This is a genomic window from Streptomyces sp. NPDC050528 (assembly GCF_044457795.1).
Lineage (GTDB): Bacteria > Actinomycetota > Actinomycetes > Streptomycetales > Streptomycetaceae > Streptomyces.
Genome location: NZ_JBITHH010000017.1, coordinates 110,780 through 127,656 on the forward strand (window position 1 = coordinate 110,780; position 16,877 = coordinate 127,656).

The window sequence follows — 16,877 nt, forward strand, 5'->3', positions numbered from 1 at the left end:
GATCAGAATCGGATCAGCGGGGGATCAGATGGGGAGGCCCAGTCGCCGCACCCACCCCGATATCGCGCCCGCGATCAACTCCGGCTGGTCCTCCGGTGTGTGGTGGCCCGCCACGGCGTCGGAGTGCTCGATCTCCAGGCCGGCGATGTTCGCCGCGCACCAGGCGATGGCCTCCTCGTGCATCATCGTCCCCGCCCCGGGTGTGAACGTGAGCAGCAGCTTGGGGACGTCCGGGCTGGACTTCAGCCAGTGGTCGTACGCCTCGATCCTGGTCACGACGTCGGCGGGTTCGCCGCCCAACGGCATCGAGCGCGCCCAGCGCAGGAGAGGGCGTCGGCTCTCGCGGGTCGGGTACGGCTTGCGGTAGACGGCGAGGTCGGCCGGGGTGAGGGGGGTGGCGGAGGCGGCGGGCAGGGCCTGTTCGATGAAGGCGTTCTCGTCGAGGATCATGGCCTCGCCGACGTCGGCCGTCTTGATCGCCCGGAACAGTTCCCGGCCTCCCTCCGGGAACTCCTCCCAGGTCATCGGCTTGACGATGGTCTCCGTGAACGCGATGCCCCGCACCCGGTCCGGATGACGCGCGGCCCGGTCGAAGGCCAGGGCACCGCCCCAGTCGTGGCCCACCAGCACCACGTCCCGCAGCCCGAGCGCGTCGAACCAGGCGTCCAAGTACCGGGCGTGGTCGGCGAAGTCGTAGGCGATGTCCGGTTTCCCCGACTCGCCCATGCCGATGAGGTCGGGTGCCAGGAGTCGTCCGGATGTGATGCCCGGCAGGACGTTCCGCCACAGGTACGACGAGGTCGGGTTGCCGTGCAGGAACACGATCGGGGCTCCGGTGCCCGACTCCCGGTGGGTCATGGTCGAGTCGAGGACACGGGTGGAGTGCTCGGCGGCGGTCACCGGAACGCCACCACGTTCCGCGCGGCCCATTCCGCGAACGCACCCGGCGCCCGCCCCAACACCCGCTCCACGTCCGGACTCACGCGCCGCTCCTCCTCGGTCGGGTCGCCGAGCAGTGCCAGCGTGCCCTCGACCACCGGCAGCGGCATGAAGCGTGCCATCGCCTCGTGGGCCTCCGCCCGCGTCTGTTCCGTAAAGCTCACCGGTTCGCCGAGCGCGGTCGCTATCGCCGCCGCCCGCGCGCGGGGTGTCGTCGGTGCGGGGCCGGTGAGGGTGTAGGTCGCGCTCGTGTGCGTGTCGTCGAGCAGGACGGCGGCGGCCACCGCGGCCACGTCGTCCGGGTCCACGAAGGGCAGGCCCACATCACCGAAGGGTGCCGCCGCCGTGCGCCGCGCGCGGATCGACTCGGCCCAGGCGAACGCGTTGCTGTCCAGACCGCCCGACCGCAGGATCGTCCAGTCGAGCCCCGACTCCCTTACGGCCGCCTCGAATTGACGTGGGTGGCTGTACGCCTGAGGGCGGGTCGCCGCCCCTTGCGAGGACAGCAGCACCACCTTGCGGACGCCCGCGGACTTGGCCGCGTCCAGGATGTCGTACGGCCGCTCGCCCGCGACCAGCAGGAACAGGGCCTCCGCTCCCTCGAACGCGGCCCGCAGGCCGTCCGGTTCGGCCAGATCACCCGCCAACGCCCGCACTCCTGGCGGCACTTGGTCGTCGTCGATGTGCCGCGCCACCGCCGTCACCGGCACCCGCCCCTCGGCGAGCGTCCGCACCAGCGTCCGTCCCACGTTCCCGGTCGCACCCGTCACCACGATCATGCCGGTCTCCCCCTAGCCCGTCAGCGATGAGTTAGTTGGCTGACTAACTCCGATGAGAACGACGCTAGCACGACCGACCCGTCGTTTGTCTATAGTTAGTCAGGTGACTGACTCAAAAGATTCCCGGCCCGCCCCACGGGGCAAGCGGGAGCGTCTGACCACCGCCACCGCCCGGGTCCTGCACGAGCAGGGCGTGGAGCGCACGACCATCGCCGACATCGCCCGCGCCGCCGACGTCCCGACGGGCAACGTCTACTACTACTTCAAGACCAAGGACGAGCTGATCGAGGCCGCCCTCTCCGAGCACACCGGCAACCTGGAGACCCTGACCGCACAGCTCGACAAGCTCCCCGACCCGCGCGAGCGCCTCAAAGCCCTCATCGGCGGCTGGGTCGAGCAGAAGGACATGGCGGCACGTCATGGCTGCCCCATGGGCACCCTCGCCGTAGAGCTGGACAAGCGCTACGAGGACGGCCTCGATCTCGCCGCGGGCCAGGTCATACGGCGCTTGGTGGACTGGGCGGCGGAGCAGTACCGCCAGCTCGGCGCGGCCGACCCCGAGGGCCTCGCCCTGACTCTGATCGGCGCCTATCAGGGCATGTCGTTGCTCTCCAACGCGCTGCGCGACCCGGAGATCATGGTCCGCGAAGGGGCCCGGCTGGTGCGGGAGTTGGACGCCCTGGTCGTGGCCTGAGGGGTGGTCCTACGGTCGTACGTCGCTACCGCTGGCCCCGGATCCGCTGCGCGACCTCGCTGTTCTCGGTCTCCCACCAGGGTCGTACGAGATCGGGCCCTTCAGTAGAAGTCCCTGTTTTGGTCTCTGAGGGTGTCGCCCGGACCACTTCCAGTTCCGCGTCCAACCGCCGGTCCAACACCACCGTCTCGGCCCGCTCCGTACGAGCCCACTGGACGAGGATCGCGAGGAGGAAGGGGAGGGCGACCAGTTCGGCGATGCCGACCATCGCGCCGCCGCCGATCTGCTGGTCGTGCTGGACGTCGGGGGCCCAGGACGGGGAGTGGCTGAGGTACCAGGCACCGGCGATCAGCGTGCCGTGGGTCATCACCACGATGCCGGGGATCGCGTCGATGATCCCGTCGACGAACACCAGGCCCGCCCGCACCGGGTGCGTGCACCAGGCGGGCAGCGCCTCCTCCCGGGTGAGCACCGGCAGCACGAACAGGCTCCCGGCGAGCAGCAGATGGAGATACATCAGCTGGTGCAGCCAGTTGTTCGCCAGGGCGGTCTCGAAGTACGGGGTGAAGTAGATCGTCAGCTCGGTCGCGAGCACGAGGGCCGTGCTGACCAGGGGGAACGTGAGCAGCCGTACGACGCGGCCGGTCAGCGTGGCCTGTGCGCGAGCCGCGCCGCGTTCGGGCAGGGCGCGCAGAGCCAGCCGTAGCGGATCGCCCAGGGCCAGGCCGAGCGGGGCGATCAGGTCCAGGAGGACGTTCTGGACGGCGGCCGGCCAGAACAGCACGCGGTCGTAGACGGCGAGCGCCGACATCGTGGCGATCACGAGCGTGCCGAGGCCGAGCAGCGCGAACGCGGCGGTCCGCGCCACCGGCCAGGCCTCGCCGCGCCGCCGCAGGCGCAGGACGCCCCAGCCGTAGAGGCCGCCGAGGAGGACGACGACCAGCAGCGCGGGGACGTCCGCCTGCCACGAGGAGAACAGTCGTCCCACGGTGAGCTGCGGCGGGGTCTCCATCGCGATCTACCTCCACGGGCGGGCGGGCGGCCGGCCGGTCGGTTGGTTCCGTCGGTTCGGCCGGTTCTGTCGGATCTGCCGCAGCACTCTATGCCTCGGAGTGCCGCGGCCAAGACCCGCCCCCGCGACCGGCCGGAGACCCGCCCCCGCGACCGGCCAAGACCCCGGGCCCGCGCCCGCAGGGAGCCGAGCCCGTCCCCTACAGCGACTGCCGCATGATCCAGTCCCGGATGCCGGGGATCGTGTACGCGATCTGCCAGGTACCCATGTGCGCGCTGGTCGTCGAGCCGGTCGGTACGGTCGTGCCGGTCTTGAACGCGGCGAAGTTCACCGGCGTCCGCTGGGCCTTCATGCTCCGCACGTCCGCCGCGAACTCGGCGGCGGTGGACTGCCCGTCCCACAGCGCGGTGCTGACCTTCGTGCCCTGTTCCTGGATGACCTCGGTGATCGCCTGCTCGCCCGGGTACGCCTTGGTGTCGTCGGCCGAGACGAGGATCCAGAGGTTCTTCTGCGCGAGCGGTACCGCCTGCGCCTCCGGCCACTGCCCGGCCACGATGAACGCCGCCGCGAACAGGTCGGGGTACCTGATGTTCAGGCCGAGGGACATCATCGCGCCCATCGACTGACCGGTCGTATAACGCCGGTCGGGGTCGATGCTGTACTGCTGCGTGACGGACTCGACGAGGTTCGCGGTGGCGTCGAAGAGGGTCGACGGCTCGTAGTCGTCGTCGATCACGACCGCGCCGTACTCGGGCGCGAGCACGAAGGCCTCGTGCCGGGCCTGGTCCTCCGGGCTCGCCCAGCACACCGCGCCCAGACCCTGCACCAGCGGACCCTCGGTCGCGACGTTGACCACGCTCGCGTCGTGCATGAACAGCACCAACGGGTAGCTCTTGCGCGGGTTGTAGTGCTTGGGGACGAACAGGTTGTACTTGAGGGTCTGGCCGGTCGCCGGGTCGGCGAAGGTGAACTGCTGGAAGTCGTCCACGATCAGGTTCTTCACCGCGTCGGTCGTCAACCCCGTAGTACTCGCGGCGTACTGCCTGCCCCGCGTGGTGGTGACGGTGCCGGCCTGGGTGAGCGTGGCCTTCGCGGCGACGATCGTCCCGCCGGGGGTGGTGTCGCCGACCTTCGGCCCGCCCGCGCCGACCCCGCCACCGGAGTCACCGGTCCCGCCGGTGGGCGGGGTGCCGGTACCGCCGCCCTGCCCCGTCACCCACAGGGCCGCCGCCGTGTCGTCCGGCGACAGTTCGACGATGACGTAGCGGCCGTCCCGGGACCGCTCCGTGAGGTCGGCGGTGCGGTTCGTGTAGACCTTGGTCACCGTGCGGTCGGTGACGGTGAACGTCGACGTCGACAGCGTCCGCCCGTCGATGTCCCTGTCGTACTCGACGGCTACGGCGACGAGCTTCTGCCCGGAGCCGAAGACCTGGGTGATGGCGGTGAGGCCCTTCACATGGTCCCCGCCCGAGTCCGCCGAACCCGTCCCGCTCGCCTCGCCGGCCTCTCTCGCCGAGCTGGGGGTCGCACTGCCGAACACCGCCAGGGCCCCGGCCGTCGCGGTCGCGGTACCGGCCATGAACCTACGCCTGTCCATGAAGGTGAGCTCCTTCGATCGAGGTTTGTCAGGGCTGCCGGGCGCCACTGTCCTGCCTCAATCTGTGAAGCGAAAGGAGAAAGGAGACCCCTTTTCACAGGGCACGCAGAAGTTTCCTGGTGGTACGGGTTATTCGCGTCGCGCAATCTTAGATAACGCGAGATATTGCTCCGCAATTATTGACCTAAATCCCCCTGTTTTGCGGGTGGCGAGAATTCTGCCAGGGGAGTGGCTCGAATTCAGAGCGAACTCAGAGGGACTGGTTCATGACCCAGTCCCGGATACCGGGGATCGTGTACGCGACCTGCCAGGTGGCCATGTGCGCACTGGTCGTCGAGCCGGCCGGTACGACCGTGCCGGTCTTGAAGGAGGCGTAGTTGACCAGCGCTTTCTGCGCCTTGAGGCTCCGCACGTCGGCGGCGAACTGGGCGCCGGTCGACCGGCCGTTCCAGACCGCCGTGCCTACGGCCGTCCCCTGCGCCTTGATGACCTTGGTGATGGCGTTCTCGCCCGAGTAGGACTTGTCGTCGTCCTGGGAGACGACGATCCAGAGTTTCTTTTTCGCCAGCGGCTTCGCCTGGTCCGCCGGCCACTGCCCGGCGACGACGAAGGACGCCCCGAACAGGTCCGGGTACTTGATGTTCAGACCCAGCGTCATCATCGCGCCCATCGACTGCCCGGTGGCATAGATCCGTTTCTCGTCGAGGTTGTACTTCTTCGTGAGTTCCTGGACGAGATGGGCGGTGGTGTCGAAGAGCGGCGACGGTTTGTAGGTGTCGTCGATCACGACGGAGTCGTACTCCGGGGCCAGTACGAAGGCTTCATGCCGGGCCTGGTCCTCCGGGCTCGCCCAGCACACCGCGCCGAGGCCCTGGACGAGGGGGCCTTCCGTGGCCACGTTCACGACGCTCGCGTCGTGCATGAACAGGACCAGCGGGTAGCTCTTGTGGTGGTCGCGGTCGTAGCCCTTGGGGATGAACAGGTTGTACTTGAGGGTCCGCTTGGTGGCCGGGTCGGTGAACGTGAACTGCCGGAAGTCGTCCACGATCAGGTTCTTCACGGCGTCGGTCGTCACCCCCGTAGTACTCGCGGGGTAGCGGGTGCCGCCCGTGGTGGTGACGGTGCCGGTCTGGGTGAGGGTGGCTTTCGCGGCGACGATGGTGCCGCCGGGGGTGCTGTCGCCGACCTTGGGGCCGCCTCCGCCGGGGGCCGCGCTGGAGGTACTCGTGGGGGAGGAACCGGACGCCGTGCCGGAACCCTGCTGCGTCACCCACAGCGCCGCCGCCTTGTCGTCCGGGGACAACTCGACGATGACGTAGCGGCCGTTCTTGCCGTGCGCGGCGAGGTCCGCGGAACGGTTCGGGTAGACCTTCGTGACCGTGCGGTCGGTGACCTTGAAGGTCGACGTCGACAGGGCCGAATCGGTGATATCGGTGTCGTACTCGACCGCCACGGCGATGAGTTTCTGGCCGTCGCCGTAGACCTTGGTGATCGCGGTGGCGCTTCGGACGTGGCCGGAGGGCGACAGTGTCCCGCTCACGGCTTCGCCCTCGGCCTGCGATGTGCATGCGGCCGTTGTGCCGAGCACGGCCAAGGCGCCGACGGCACCGGACCCCACGATGAACCTGCGCCGGTCAACCACGACGGACTCCTTCGGTATTGCCTGTGTTTGCCCCCTTCTCTCGCCCACCCCACCCCGGCTCCGGGGGACTCGCAACGGGAACGGTCGACAGCAATCGATATATCGTGATAGGGCTGGAACGTATCGGCGATACAACCCGTAGTACCCGTAGTACCCAAGGAACTGGAGTGACGATGCCCGCGCAGAATTCCCCCGGCCCGCTACAGGACCCCACGGTCACGGCCGTCCTGGACCGGCTCCAGGCCGAACGCCGGCGCCCCGCCAACGGAGGTCCGCGCGGCGGTGCCGACACCCGTGATCCGCACGCCTACGCGGACATCGGTTTCTCGATCCACGCCGATCAGGGCGACCTCATCTATCTGCTCTGCCGGGCGATTTCCGCGACCCGCGTCGTCGAGTTCGCCACGTCCGTAGGCGTCTCCACGATCTACTTCGCCGCCGCCGTGCGCGACAACGGCGGCGGGACGGTGATCGGTTCCGAGATCGTGCCGGAGAAGGCGGCCACCGCCCAACGCAACCTGGCCGAGGCCGAGTTGGACAAGTACGTCGACCTGCGTGTCGGTGATGCCCGGGAGACGCTGCGCGACCTCGGCGGCCCCGTCGACTTCGCGCTCATCGACGGCTGGCCGATCAGCGACGGCGGACCGACGCTCGCCCGCCAGGTGATGGAGCTCATCGCGCCCCAACTCCGCACCGGCGCCTTCGTGATGAACGACAACGCCGAACCCGACTACCTCGACTACATCCGCGACCCGGCCAACGGCTTCCGCTCCGTGACGCTCCCCCTGAAGGGCTCAACAGAGCTGTCCGTCAAGGTGAGTTGAGCGGCTCTAAGCCGACCGCTCGATCAGGAACTCGGCACACCGCTCGCCGATCATCACGGTCGGCGCATGCGTGTTGCCCGACGGCACCGCAGGCATGACCGACGCGTCCGCGATCCGTAGCCCCGGCACCCCGTGCACCCGTAGCAGCGGATCGACCACCGCATCCGGCCCGGTGCCCATCCGGCAGGTGCCGACCTGGTGGTGGTAACTGGTCAGGTTGCGGCGGACGTACGCGGCGATCTCGTCGTCCGTCACGACCCCTGGTCCGGGCGCCACCTCCCGGGCCCGCCACTCGCCGAGCGCCTTCTGCTCCCCGATCTCCCGCGCCTGCTTGACCGCCGTCACCATCGTCCTCAGGTCGTACGGGTCGGAGAAGTACCGCGGATCGAGCGCGGGCGCCTCGGCCGGATCGGCGGACCGCAGCCACAACCGGCCCCGGCTCAGCGTCCGGATCGTCCCCGGCACCACGCTGTACCCGTGCCCCTCCTCCGGCACCTCCTGCCCTACGACGGGCAGCGGCACGTGGGACATCACCGGCTGGAGGTCGGGGGCGGCCAGCGCGGGGTCGGTCTTCGCGAAGTACTGCGCCTCGATCTTGTTGGACGTCCCCGGCGGCACCGGCCGCGCCGACTCGTACACCACCGGCGTGAGCGCGTGGTCGTGCAGGTTGGCCCCGACCCCCGGCAGATCGGTGACCAAGTCGACGCCCAGCGCCCGCAGTTGGTCGGCAGGACCGATCCCGCTGAGCAGCAGGAGGTGGGCGGAGCCGATGGTCCCGCCGGACAGCACGACGTCGTCCGCGCAGCGTACGGCGGTGAGTTGACCGTCCGCGACGTACTCGACCCCGCGTGCCCGCCCGCCCTCGACGAGCACCCTGGTCACCGACGCACCCGTCAGCACGGTCAACAGCGGGCTGTCCAGCACGGGTTGGACGAACGCCGTCCAGGCGCTGACCCGCCTGCCGTCCCGGATGTTGAGGTGGAGGAGGTTCACGCCGAGGATCTCCTCGCCGTTGCAGTCGTCGTTGTACGGGATCCCGTACTGCTCGCACGCCTCCACGAACGCGAGGGAGACCGGGTTGGGGGAGTGGTTGCGGGTGACCGGCAGCGGCCCGCCCGAACCGTGGAACTCCGAGGGCCCGTCCTCGAAGTCCTCCGAGCGCTTGAAGTACGGCAGGACCTCGTCGTACGACCAGCCGGTCGCCCCGTACCGGGCGGCCCAGTCGTCGTAGTCCGAGCGGTGGCCGCGCACGTGGATCATCGCGTTGATGGCGCTGGTCCCGCCGACGACCTTGCCGCGGGGCCAGAACACCCTTGTTCCGTCGGCGTGTTGCTGGGGTTCGGTGAGGTAGGCGTAGTCCTCGGGGGAGGTCCACAGCTCCCACATGCGGCCCGGGTCGTGGAGGGCCGGGTTCGTGTCCGGGCCGCCCGCCTCGATCAGCAGGACGCTGCGACCGGCGTCCACGAGCCGCCGCGCGACGACACAGCCGGCGGAACCGGCGCCCACCACGATGTGGTCGTAGGCCGTGCGCGCGGGTGTTGTGCCGGTGTTCTGAAGGGTCTCCATGCCGGAAGGGTGGCGCCCGGCGCGCGGCCCGGCTTTCGTCGCGGTGCACGGCGAGTTGCCGCGCTGAGCACACTCAACCCGCCGTCGCCCTGCGCGCCTCGCTCGGACTCATCCCGTACGCCGCCCTGAACGCGTGGCTGAAGTGGGCCGGGCCCGGGAAGCCCCACCGGCCGCCGATCGCGCCGACCGGGAGATGGGCCAGTGCCGGGTCGGCGAGGTCGCTGCGGCAGCGGGCGAGCCGTTGTTCGCGGATCCAGCCGGAGACGGTGTACCCGTGCTCGGCGAGGAGTTTGTAGAGGTAGCGGCGGGAGACGTGGTGGGCGGCCGCGATCCGGTCGGGGTCCAACTCCGGGTCGTGGAGCCGCTGTTCCATGTACGTGAGGATGCGGTGCGTGAGCACCTCGCGGCCCTCCTCGCTGCCGGAGGTCCGGTCGGCGCCCGTGTGGTCCGCGAGGAGGGTGCCGACCAGATCGGCCACGTTGTCGGCGAGCCGGGAGGTGCCGAGCGACTCCAACTCGTCGACCTGGCGCGCCAGTCCGTACAGGAAGGGCCGCACCACCGTGCCGATCCCGTCCCGGCACGACACCGAGGTCGCGGTCACCCGCGCCAACTCCCGTTCCGGCAGCCGCAACATGGCCCGGGGGAACATCAGGGCCAGACTGCGGCCGGGTCGGTCGGTGTCCAGGGTGTACGGGCGACGGGTGTCGTAGACCGCCAACTCACCCGGTTTCAGCTCGGCTTGGTGGTCGCCCTGGGTGAGGACGCAGTGCCCGGACAGCTGGAGGCTGACCTTGACGTGGTCGGAGGCGTCGGACCCGGATCCGGCCGACCGTCGGGTGCGGGCCGTGTGCGCGGGCGTCGTCACGACGGACACCCGTACCGCGCCGACCCGCGCGATCCTCAACTGCGCGTGGAACTCGGGCCCTTCACGCGGCACGATCTCCAGCGGCACGAAGCTCCGGCTCACGATGTCGCGCCAGAACTCCAGCCGCGTCGCGGAGCTCTCCGAACTCGGCGTCGTGATCGAGGACATGGGCCTCTCCCTCCCGGAATCGGGCGTGAGGAGTGTAAATCAGGCGCCCGCCCTTGTCCCGCCGTACACCTATGAAGGTGCGCGCAGCGCGTCCACCGGCTCCATTCGAGCCGCCCGCAGCGACGGATACAGCCCCGCGAGAAGTCCGACGAGCGCACCGGCGAGCGGCGCGCCCAGGGCCAGCCGCAGATCCAGCACCGGCGTCCACTCCTTGAACACGGCGACGCAGACCACCACCGCGATGCCCAGGGCCGCGCCCACAACTCCCCCCAGCAGCCCGATGGTTGTCGACTCCAGCAGGAACTGTCCGGCCACTTGGCGTCGTGACGCGCCCAGGGACCGCCGTAGCCCGATCTCGCCGACCCGTTCCATCACCGTCACCAGGGTCACGTTGGCGATGCCGATCGCGCCTACCACGAGGGAGACGAGGCCGAGGACGAGGAAGAGGCTGTTGGCGTCGTTCTGGACGCCGGCGCGGGCCTTGGACAGATCGGGCGGCGCGACGACGGCGAGCGAGTCCTGGTGGCCGGGCGCCAGCGCGATCGGCGCCTGCCGCGCGACCTGTTTCGCCGCGCCCAGCGCGGTGTCGATCAGCACGCGGGTGATGTTCCGCAGCCCGATCCGGTCGGCCGCGGTGGTGGGCGGCACCATCACGGCGGTGGACAGCCGCGCCTCGCGCCGGATCCCGCCGAGGATGCCGATCACGGTGTACGACTGCCCCCGGAAGAAGACCGCCGGAGCGTCCTCCACCCGCTTGATACCGAGGAGTTGGGCCGCCTGGTCGCCGAGCACGACCACGTGGTCGCGCCGGGCGATGTCCCCGGTGTCGTAGAACCGGCCCGCGGTCATCCGCCCGTGCACGGCCGCCGGCAGGCCCGCCGAGGCGGCGACCACGGCGAGGGTCTGGCCGGACATGTCGCCGGGCGCGGCCACGTCGTTGGCCCGCACCAGCACGCTGTCGGTCGCGTCCGAGTCGGCGAGCGCCGCCACCGACTCCACCCCCGCCAGCCGCCCTACGGCATCGGTCCCCGACCACGGCACCAACGGCGCGGCGTCCTCCGCACCGGGCAGCGGCTCCGGCACGGTCACGGTCACCGAGGTCGCGGTGAGCGCGTCGAAGCGGCCGACGATCTGGTTGCCCGCGGTGGACGCGACCCCGATCGTGATGACGAGCGTGGTGATGCCGAGCACCGTCCCGAGCGTCGTCAGCGCGGACCGCACCGGCCGCGCGAGCACCCCGGCGAGGGCCTCCGTCCACAGATCCCGGGGATCCATCCAGGGCCGCTCGACCCGTACGGCACTCTCCAACTCCCTCTCCACCAAGCTCACTTGGCCTCCTCGGCCAGGCGACCGTCGGTGATACGGACCCGGCGCCCCGCCCGCCGGCTGACCGCGTCGTCATGGGTGATCACGACCAGGGTCATGCCCTGGGCGCACAGGTCGTCGAAGAGTTCCAGCACGGAGAGGGTGTTCTCGGTGTCCAGGTTGCCGGTCGGCTCGTCGCAGAGCAGCAGCGCCGGGTCACTGAGCAACGCCCGTGCGATGGCGACCCGTTGACGTTCACCGCCGGACAGCCGGTCGGGCCGGAAACCCACCCGGTGTCCCAACCCCACCTGCTCCAGCGCCTGATGGGCCCGCGCGAGCCGCCCGCCGCGCGCCAGCCCGGCACGCGGTCTGCGGTACGCCTCGGCCAGCATCACGTTCTCGTCGACGGTCCGGTACGGCAGGAGGTGGAAGGACTGGAACACGAACCCGATGCGGCTCCCCCGCAGGGAAGTTCGTTCCAGATCGCCGAGTCCGGTGGTCTCCACCCCGTCCAGCAGATACGACCCCGCCGTGGGCCGGTCCAGCAGCCCGAGCGTGTTGAGCAGCGTCGACTTCCCGGACCCGGACGGCCCGACGATGGCGAGATGCTCACCGCGGCGCACGGTCAAGTGGACGTCACGGAGGGCGTGCACGGGCGGATCGGAAGGGAACGTCCGCTCCACACCGCTGAGTTGGATGACGGTGTCGGTCGCGGTGCCGACCAAGGTGTCTTCCGAGGTGTCGATCACTCGCCCACCACCACCCTCTCGCCCGCCTTCAACGCGCCCCCGTCCGGCCTGACTTCGACGATCCCGGCGGCGGAGAGACCGACGGTCACATGGACCTCGGTCACGGTCCCGTCGCGCTCGACCTTGACCCGGGCCCGCCCGTCGGACGAGGTGTGGATCGCTGCCATCGGCACGGTCAGCACCTTGCCGTCCGAGGCGCCGACCTTGATGGTCACCTTCACGGCCGCCTCGGCCTCACCGGCGAGCGGACCGGGGTCCGGGACGGTGATGCGCACCTGCACGGCGGCGGTGGAGTCGGAGGTGGAGCCGGACGTGGAGCCAGACGTGGAGTCGGTGCCGGCCGTGGCGGAGGTGTCCGTGGCGGACGACGAGCCGTCGGAGGACGCGGTGTCGTCGGCTACGACGTCCACGGTGCCCTGTGCCGACTTCCCGTCCGCCGTGGTGAGTTGGGCGGTCATGCCGTGGCGCAGCAGCTGGGCGTCGGTGCCGGGTACGGCCGCCTGCACCACCACGTCGGAGCTGGTGACGGTACCGATCTGCGCGGACGGGATGTCGCCCGTCTTGACGGTCACCTTGTCCAGCCGCGCGGGCAGCTTCGGCAGGAAGACGACCTCGCCGGCCGGAACCTTCGTACCGTAGGTGGCCTTGAAACTGCTGAGCGCGTCGTTCGCCAAGTCCAGCGACTTCTGGGCGGACTTGACCTGAATTTCATGGACCTGCTTGTCGGTGCTGGACTGGGGGCTGGGGCTACTCGACGAACCACCGTCACCCGAACTCTCCTCCCCAGCCCCGCTGTTGGTGGTCAGGAGGGTCTCCTGAGCGGCGGAGACGGCCTGTTCGAGCGTGCCGAGCTGCTGCTGGTCGGCGCTGCTCGGCTCCTGGGCGTCGTACCCCTCGCTCTTGTACCAGTCGGAGACGGCGGTGGCGGTCCCCTGCCCGTACGTCCCGCCGGTGCCCCCGGGGTCGAACCCCAGCCGCTTCAAAGCCTTCTGAAGCTGCGTCACATCGTCGCCCGAAGTACCGTGTCCCAGGGCGCGATACATCGGTACGGAACCGGCGAGCGCGAACACCGGACGGCCGTTGACCGTCATCAGGACGTCGCCCTCCTTGATCTTCGTCCCGGCCACCGGCGCCTTGGTGACCCGCTGCTCGGCGCCCTCGCCGTCCGCGCCGGAGGCCGACGCCCCGCTGCCGACCGGCCCGGCCAGCGAAAGGGGCCGCGGCGACGCGAACTCGACGGACCCGGTCGCCACCACACTCGCGGTGAGCGACTGCCGTACGACCGCCACGGTCACCGGACCGGCCTTCGGCGCCTGGTGCGAGGCGGCGGCGTCCGCAGGCGACTGCACCTGCGTACCGGCGAACCACCCACCCGCCCCGACCAGCACGACAGCCGAGACCACGACCCCAAGTCGCCTACGACCGCTGCCGATTCGGCCGCTGACACCGCTCGGGTTCTCTTCCTCCGGGTGGCTCATCCGTTCTCTCCGTAGTAGGGCTTGGCCTTCTCCTTGGGGAAGTAGGCGGCGCGGAACGCCTTGCCGCACTCCAGGTCCTTCATGGCGATGCCGATGTCCTTGTTGAGGAGCGGCAGCGCCTCGTCCTTGCTCAACGACATGAAGTTCTCCGGCAGTTGGCGGGAGATGTCGAGGCGGACCATGGAGACCATGCCGGTGGGCTGGGTGGTGGAGACCTGGATGCCCTGACCGGTCAGGCAGGTCGCGAACTTCTGGGCGAGCTGGACGAGTTGGGAGTCACCGTTGAGCGCGAGGCCGTTGGCGTGGTTCTGGTCGGCGCGGGCCTTCTCCGCGTCCTTCTCGGCCGCCGCGCTGAGCGCCGGCCCGTTCGCCGCGACCCGCCCCACCTCGGAGCACCCGGCGGGCTTCTCGTCCGCCTTGGTCTTGGCCGGGGGACCGGACAGCGCGACGTCGTACGCCTTCTTCTGCGCGTTGGTCAGACCGTCCTCGTCCTGGTCCTGGGGTGCGGTCCGCTTCGCCACCGCGGCCTTGCTGAACGGGACGTTGACGTCGTTCGGGTAGACGGCGCCGGCGTAGTACCCGAAGCCGTACTTCTGCCGGAACTGCTTCGCCCGCGCGTAGTCCTCCCCGTCGACCGCGGCGAACGAGTCGGCCTGGGGCGAGGGCTCCACGTGCGGGGTGTAGGTGAACCCCTGCTTCTTCATGCAGACCGCGATGGCGTTCTCCTGGATGTACTCCTTCTTCGTCGCGTCGTCCACGCCGTCCGGGACGGTGAGCTGGGTGGCGCCGTTGACGGTCGTTGTGCCCGCGCTCGCGTCCGAACTCCCGGTGCCGGCCGCCGACTTGCCGTCGGAGCCGCCACCGCAGGCGGCGAGAAGGGGGAGCAGCCCGAGGGCCAGGGCGGACACACGTATTCTGGGCGTGCCGAATTTGGGCATGCTCATGCCATACACTCCTTCAGGGTTGATCAGGGTTACGGGTAAGGGATGTTGAACCCGGCCGGTCGTCGAGCCCCGGTTCAGCCGCTGTCGCCCTTCACGGTCTAAGCGGTCTTGTCGCCCTTCTCGGCGTTCACGGCGTCGAAGATGCGGGGATCGGTGGCGAGTTGGATGAGCGGGCCGGTCCGCGGAGTGCTGCCGCTGCTCCGGCGGGCCCCGGCCTCGTCGAGCGAACCGGCGATCACCTGCACCGTCCAGCCGCCCGCGGTCAGATAGGTGACGCCGACGGCCTGGGTTCTGTCGGCCACGAAGTAGAGCATCAGGCTGCCCGACCCGTGCTCGGTCCGGGAGCACCGGGTGATCAGGCCGTTCCACGGGGAGGCGAGCACCCGGCCGTTGCCGTCCAGGCAGGCCCGGGTCGGGTGGGTGTACGACGGGTCGGTGGCGGTCCGACTGACGCTCACGTAAAGGTCGTTCACGCTGCCGTCGGCGGTGGTCATCCTGAAGTACCGTCCGGGGCGCAGGGGTTGACGCGGCTGCTCGGCCGAGACGGTCGTGCCGGCGCCTGTTCCGGCGGAGAGGATCGACCGCACCAACTCCAGTGACGGGGACCAGACCGACGGCTGCCCGGCGGGAAGCGTGGGCGCGCTCTGCGGCTTCGGTGTCAGCAGCGCGTGTCCGCCGAGGGCGACAACTCCCGCCATGACGGCGGCACTTACGGTCGCCCCGACCCGTCGCCGACGGCGCATCCGGGTGCCGCGCACGACCGCGCCCGGCACCAGGTCCGGCATGGGCGGTTCGGTTCCGGAGCCCAGCCCTTCCAGGGCGTCCGCCAGTGCGGATGCGTACACGTACTGGTCAGTCTGGTCCGTGAACTCGTCACCGGCCTTCCCCTTCATGCTCACCACTCCGCCCGCAGATAGCCGGTTCCCGTTCCCGTGCCACCGGGTCCGGGGTCCTTGCCGAAGTCCTTGCCGAGATCCTGGCCGGAGTCGGCGAGGATGCGGCGCAGGGTGCCCAGACCCCGGGAGGTCTGGCTCTTCACCGTGCCGACGCTGCACCCCAGCGCCGCCGCCGTGGCCTCCACGCTCTGGTCCTCCCAGAACCGCAGCACCAGCACCGCCCGTCCACGCGGCGGGAGTTGCCGTAGCGCGTCGAGCAGCGTCAGCCGGAGATCCGGGTCCGAGACCGGAGCCACGACATCCTCCTCCTGCGCCCCCAGCCGCTCCCACCAGCGCCGACGCCGGGTCTCGTCGATGAACGTCCGGTACAGCACCCGCCGCGCGTACCCGTCCGGCGACTCCAACTGCCGTACCCGACGCCACACCGCGTACAGCTTCGCCAGCGCCGTCTGCGTCAGGTCCTCGGCCAAGTGCCAGTCCCCACACAGCAGATGAGCCGTACGCCGCAGATGCGCCTGCCGACTACGCGCGAAGTCGTCAAACTCCAGACCGACTTCACCAAAGCCACCCACATCACCGGCATCGGAGACGCCCTGCCCCGGGGACGTCCGAATCACAGCCCACCTCCACCCGGCACCGGCGCGGCGCGCGGTGAGAAGTACTTCATGCCCTAGGAACGGGCGTACGGGGTCGGGGGGTTGTCACGCCCCGGGAAGTTTTTTCCGGCGACAATCACAGAGACAAGGGCAACGATGGATGATCGCATCGGATGACCGGAACAACGGGGTGACAGCGATGGACGGTTCACCGGGTAGGACTCCGCCGCCGACAAAGGTGCGCTACAGCGCGACGGCGTGGCAACGCACAACACCCCTCCTTCCCTTGGCCGTTCTGAACGCGGCCCTCATCATCACGTCCTCGACCGGCACACCGCCCCCGGACGCACTGACCGCACTCCTCACCCTCTGGGCCGGCCTGGTGCTCCTGGGCGTCCTGCTCCCGTCCTACTTCGGCATCACGCTCACCCCGTCCGCAGCAGTCGTCCGCAACCTGCGCCGCAGGACCATCCCTTGGCCGGACATCCAGGCCATCCAGGTCGAGACGATCATGGGCATCAGATCGACAGTCCTCTACGAAGCGAACGGCCGCCGCACCCAACTACGCGCCCCCACCACCGGATTCCTCGCCTGGGACCGCCACTTCGAGAAGAAGTTCCACACCATAGGAACCTGGTGGCTGACCCACCGAGGCCCCGACTGGACCCCGATCCCGCCCCCACCGGCATGGTGGAACACCCAACCACCCCTGGATTACGACCCGTTCGCCCCGCCCCGCTAGCCCCCCCGACTGTCAGTGCCCGTCACTAGGCTCACAGACGCGCGGCCGGTTTCCGGGGTGTCCAGCTCTGTAGAACGGTTG

The 16,877-nt window shown here is 69.9% G+C and carries 17 protein-coding genes; 4 read left to right on the top strand and 13 right to left on the bottom strand.

What is annotated here, in order from left to right:
- Window positions 1–24 precede the first annotated feature (24 nt).
- Window positions 25–900 carry a haloalkane dehalogenase gene (locus ACIBK4_RS43355; protein ID WP_399004433.1) on the bottom strand — a complete coding sequence of 292 codons (876 nt, stop codon included), beginning with the start codon at window positions 898–900 and terminating at the stop codon, window positions 25–27.
- A complete protein-coding gene (locus tag ACIBK4_RS43360) occupies window positions 897–1,718 on the bottom strand; it encodes an SDR family oxidoreductase (RefSeq protein WP_399004435.1) in 822 nt (273 codons plus the stop codon). The genes ACIBK4_RS43355 and ACIBK4_RS43360 overlap by 4 nt, the downstream gene beginning before the upstream one ends.
- Before the next feature lie 103 nt (window positions 1,719–1,821).
- On the opposite strand from ACIBK4_RS43360, the gene ACIBK4_RS43365 reads away from it, so the two are divergent.
- On the top strand, window positions 1,822–2,412 hold the full coding sequence (locus ACIBK4_RS43365) for a TetR/AcrR family transcriptional regulator (protein WP_399004437.1): 591 nt from the start codon (window positions 1,822–1,824) through the stop codon (window positions 2,410–2,412).
- 25 nt (window positions 2,413–2,437) lie between these two features.
- Here the strand turns inward: ACIBK4_RS43365 and ACIBK4_RS43370 are convergent, their stop codons facing one another.
- The 3 genes from ACIBK4_RS43370 to ACIBK4_RS43380 all read right to left on the bottom strand — a co-directional run bounded on the left by ACIBK4_RS43370 (window position 2,438) and on the right by ACIBK4_RS43380 (window position 6,663).
- Window positions 2,438–3,424, bottom strand: coding sequence for a cytochrome c oxidase assembly protein (locus tag ACIBK4_RS43370; protein WP_399004439.1), 987 nt, complete (start codon window positions 3,422–3,424; stop codon window positions 2,438–2,440).
- A 199-nt stretch (window positions 3,425–3,623) separates the two neighbouring features.
- Window positions 3,624–5,021: an alpha/beta hydrolase-fold protein gene (locus ACIBK4_RS43375; protein WP_399004441.1), complete on the bottom strand. Its 1,398-nt coding sequence runs from the start codon at window positions 5,019–5,021 to the stop codon at window positions 3,624–3,626.
- A 250-nt stretch (window positions 5,022–5,271) separates the two neighbouring features.
- On the bottom strand, window positions 5,272–6,663 hold the full coding sequence (locus ACIBK4_RS43380; protein WP_399004444.1) for a twin-arginine translocation signal domain-containing protein: 1,392 nt from the start codon (window positions 6,661–6,663) through the stop codon (window positions 5,272–5,274).
- Between the two features lie 173 nt (window positions 6,664–6,836).
- Between ACIBK4_RS43380 and ACIBK4_RS43385 the strand changes: the two genes are divergently transcribed.
- Complete coding sequence (locus tag ACIBK4_RS43385; protein ID WP_399004446.1) at window positions 6,837–7,487, top strand: O-methyltransferase; 651 nt, start codon at window positions 6,837–6,839, stop codon at window positions 7,485–7,487.
- A gap of 6 nt (window positions 7,488–7,493) precedes the next feature.
- On the opposite strand, the gene ACIBK4_RS43390 is transcribed toward ACIBK4_RS43385, so the two are convergent.
- From ACIBK4_RS43390 to ACIBK4_RS43425, 8 genes are all read right to left on the bottom strand, one after another.
- Window positions 7,494–9,053, bottom strand: a complete 1,560-nt coding sequence (locus ACIBK4_RS43390; RefSeq protein ID WP_399004447.1) for a GMC family oxidoreductase — start codon at window positions 9,051–9,053, stop codon at window positions 7,494–7,496.
- 73 nt (window positions 9,054–9,126) lie between these two features.
- The gene (locus ACIBK4_RS43395; protein WP_399004449.1) at window positions 9,127–10,086 is read right to left on the bottom strand and encodes a helix-turn-helix domain-containing protein; all 960 of its coding nucleotides are present in this window, start codon (window positions 10,084–10,086) and stop codon (window positions 9,127–9,129) included.
- Window positions 10,087–10,155: 69 nt separating this feature from the next.
- Window positions 10,156–11,415, bottom strand: coding sequence for an ABC transporter permease (locus tag ACIBK4_RS43400; RefSeq protein WP_399004452.1), 1,260 nt, complete (start codon window positions 11,413–11,415; stop codon window positions 10,156–10,158).
- Window positions 11,412–12,140 carry an ABC transporter ATP-binding protein gene (locus ACIBK4_RS43405; RefSeq protein WP_399004454.1) on the bottom strand — a complete coding sequence of 243 codons (729 nt, stop codon included), beginning with the start codon at window positions 12,138–12,140 and terminating at the stop codon, window positions 11,412–11,414. The genes ACIBK4_RS43400 and ACIBK4_RS43405 overlap by 4 nt, the downstream gene beginning before the upstream one ends.
- Entirely contained in the window at window positions 12,137–13,618 is a 1,482-nt protein-coding gene (locus ACIBK4_RS43410; RefSeq protein ID WP_399004456.1) for a peptidoglycan-binding protein, read from the bottom strand. Before ACIBK4_RS43410 ends, ACIBK4_RS43405 begins: the two co-directional genes overlap by 4 nt.
- Window positions 13,615–14,562, bottom strand: a complete 948-nt coding sequence (locus ACIBK4_RS43415) for a hypothetical protein (protein WP_399004458.1) — start codon at window positions 14,560–14,562, stop codon at window positions 13,615–13,617. Before ACIBK4_RS43415 ends, ACIBK4_RS43410 begins: the two co-directional genes overlap by 4 nt.
- Window positions 14,563–14,660: 98 nt before the next feature.
- Complete coding sequence (locus ACIBK4_RS43420) at window positions 14,661–15,455, bottom strand: hypothetical protein (RefSeq protein ID WP_399004460.1); 795 nt, start codon at window positions 15,453–15,455, stop codon at window positions 14,661–14,663.
- 2 nt (window positions 15,456–15,457) lie between these two features.
- Window positions 15,458–16,006, bottom strand: a complete 549-nt coding sequence (locus tag ACIBK4_RS43425) for a SigE family RNA polymerase sigma factor (protein ID WP_399004659.1) — start codon at window positions 16,004–16,006, stop codon at window positions 15,458–15,460.
- Here ACIBK4_RS43425 and ACIBK4_RS43430 point away from each other — a divergent pair.
- Together ACIBK4_RS43430 and ACIBK4_RS43435 are read left to right on the top strand one after the other, a co-directional pair.
- Window positions 15,929–16,132, top strand: coding sequence for a hypothetical protein (locus ACIBK4_RS43430; protein WP_399004670.1), 204 nt, complete (start codon window positions 15,929–15,931; stop codon window positions 16,130–16,132). The genes ACIBK4_RS43425 and ACIBK4_RS43430 overlap by 78 nt on opposite strands.
- Window positions 16,133–16,340: 208 nt before the next feature.
- On the top strand, window positions 16,341–16,796 hold the full coding sequence (locus ACIBK4_RS43435) for a hypothetical protein (RefSeq protein WP_399004462.1): 456 nt from the start codon (window positions 16,341–16,343) through the stop codon (window positions 16,794–16,796).
- Window positions 16,797–16,877 lie beyond the last annotated feature (81 nt).

Bases quoted from the DNA above. Each gene is read 5' to 3' on its own strand.
- ACIBK4_RS43420 (WP_399004460.1), bottom strand. From the start codon at position 15,455: ATGAAGGGGAAGGCCGGTGACGAGTTCACGGACCAGACTGACCAGTAC.
- ACIBK4_RS43375 (WP_399004441.1), bottom strand. From the start codon at position 5,021: ATGGACAGGCGTAGGTTCATGGCCGGTACCGCGACCGCGACGGCCGGG.
- ACIBK4_RS43370 (WP_399004439.1), bottom strand. From the start codon at position 3,424: ATGGAGACCCCGCCGCAGCTCACCGTGGGACGACTGTTCTCCTCGTGG.
- ACIBK4_RS43395 (WP_399004449.1), bottom strand. From the start codon at position 10,086: ATGTCCTCGATCACGACGCCGAGTTCGGAGAGCTCCGCGACGCGGCTG.
- ACIBK4_RS43410 (WP_399004456.1), bottom strand. From the start codon at position 13,618: ATGAGCCACCCGGAGGAAGAGAACCCGAGCGGTGTCAGCGGCCGAATC.
- ACIBK4_RS43415 (WP_399004458.1), bottom strand. From the start codon at position 14,562: ATGAGCATGCCCAAATTCGGCACGCCCAGAATACGTGTGTCCGCCCTG.
- ACIBK4_RS43390 (WP_399004447.1), bottom strand. From the start codon at position 9,053: ATGGAGACCCTTCAGAACACCGGCACAACACCCGCGCGCACGGCCTAC.
- ACIBK4_RS43360 (WP_399004435.1), bottom strand. From the start codon at position 1,718: ATGATCGTGGTGACGGGTGCGACCGGGAACGTGGGACGGACGCTGGTG.
- ACIBK4_RS43385 (WP_399004446.1), top strand. From the start codon at position 6,837: ATGCCCGCGCAGAATTCCCCCGGCCCGCTACAGGACCCCACGGTCACG.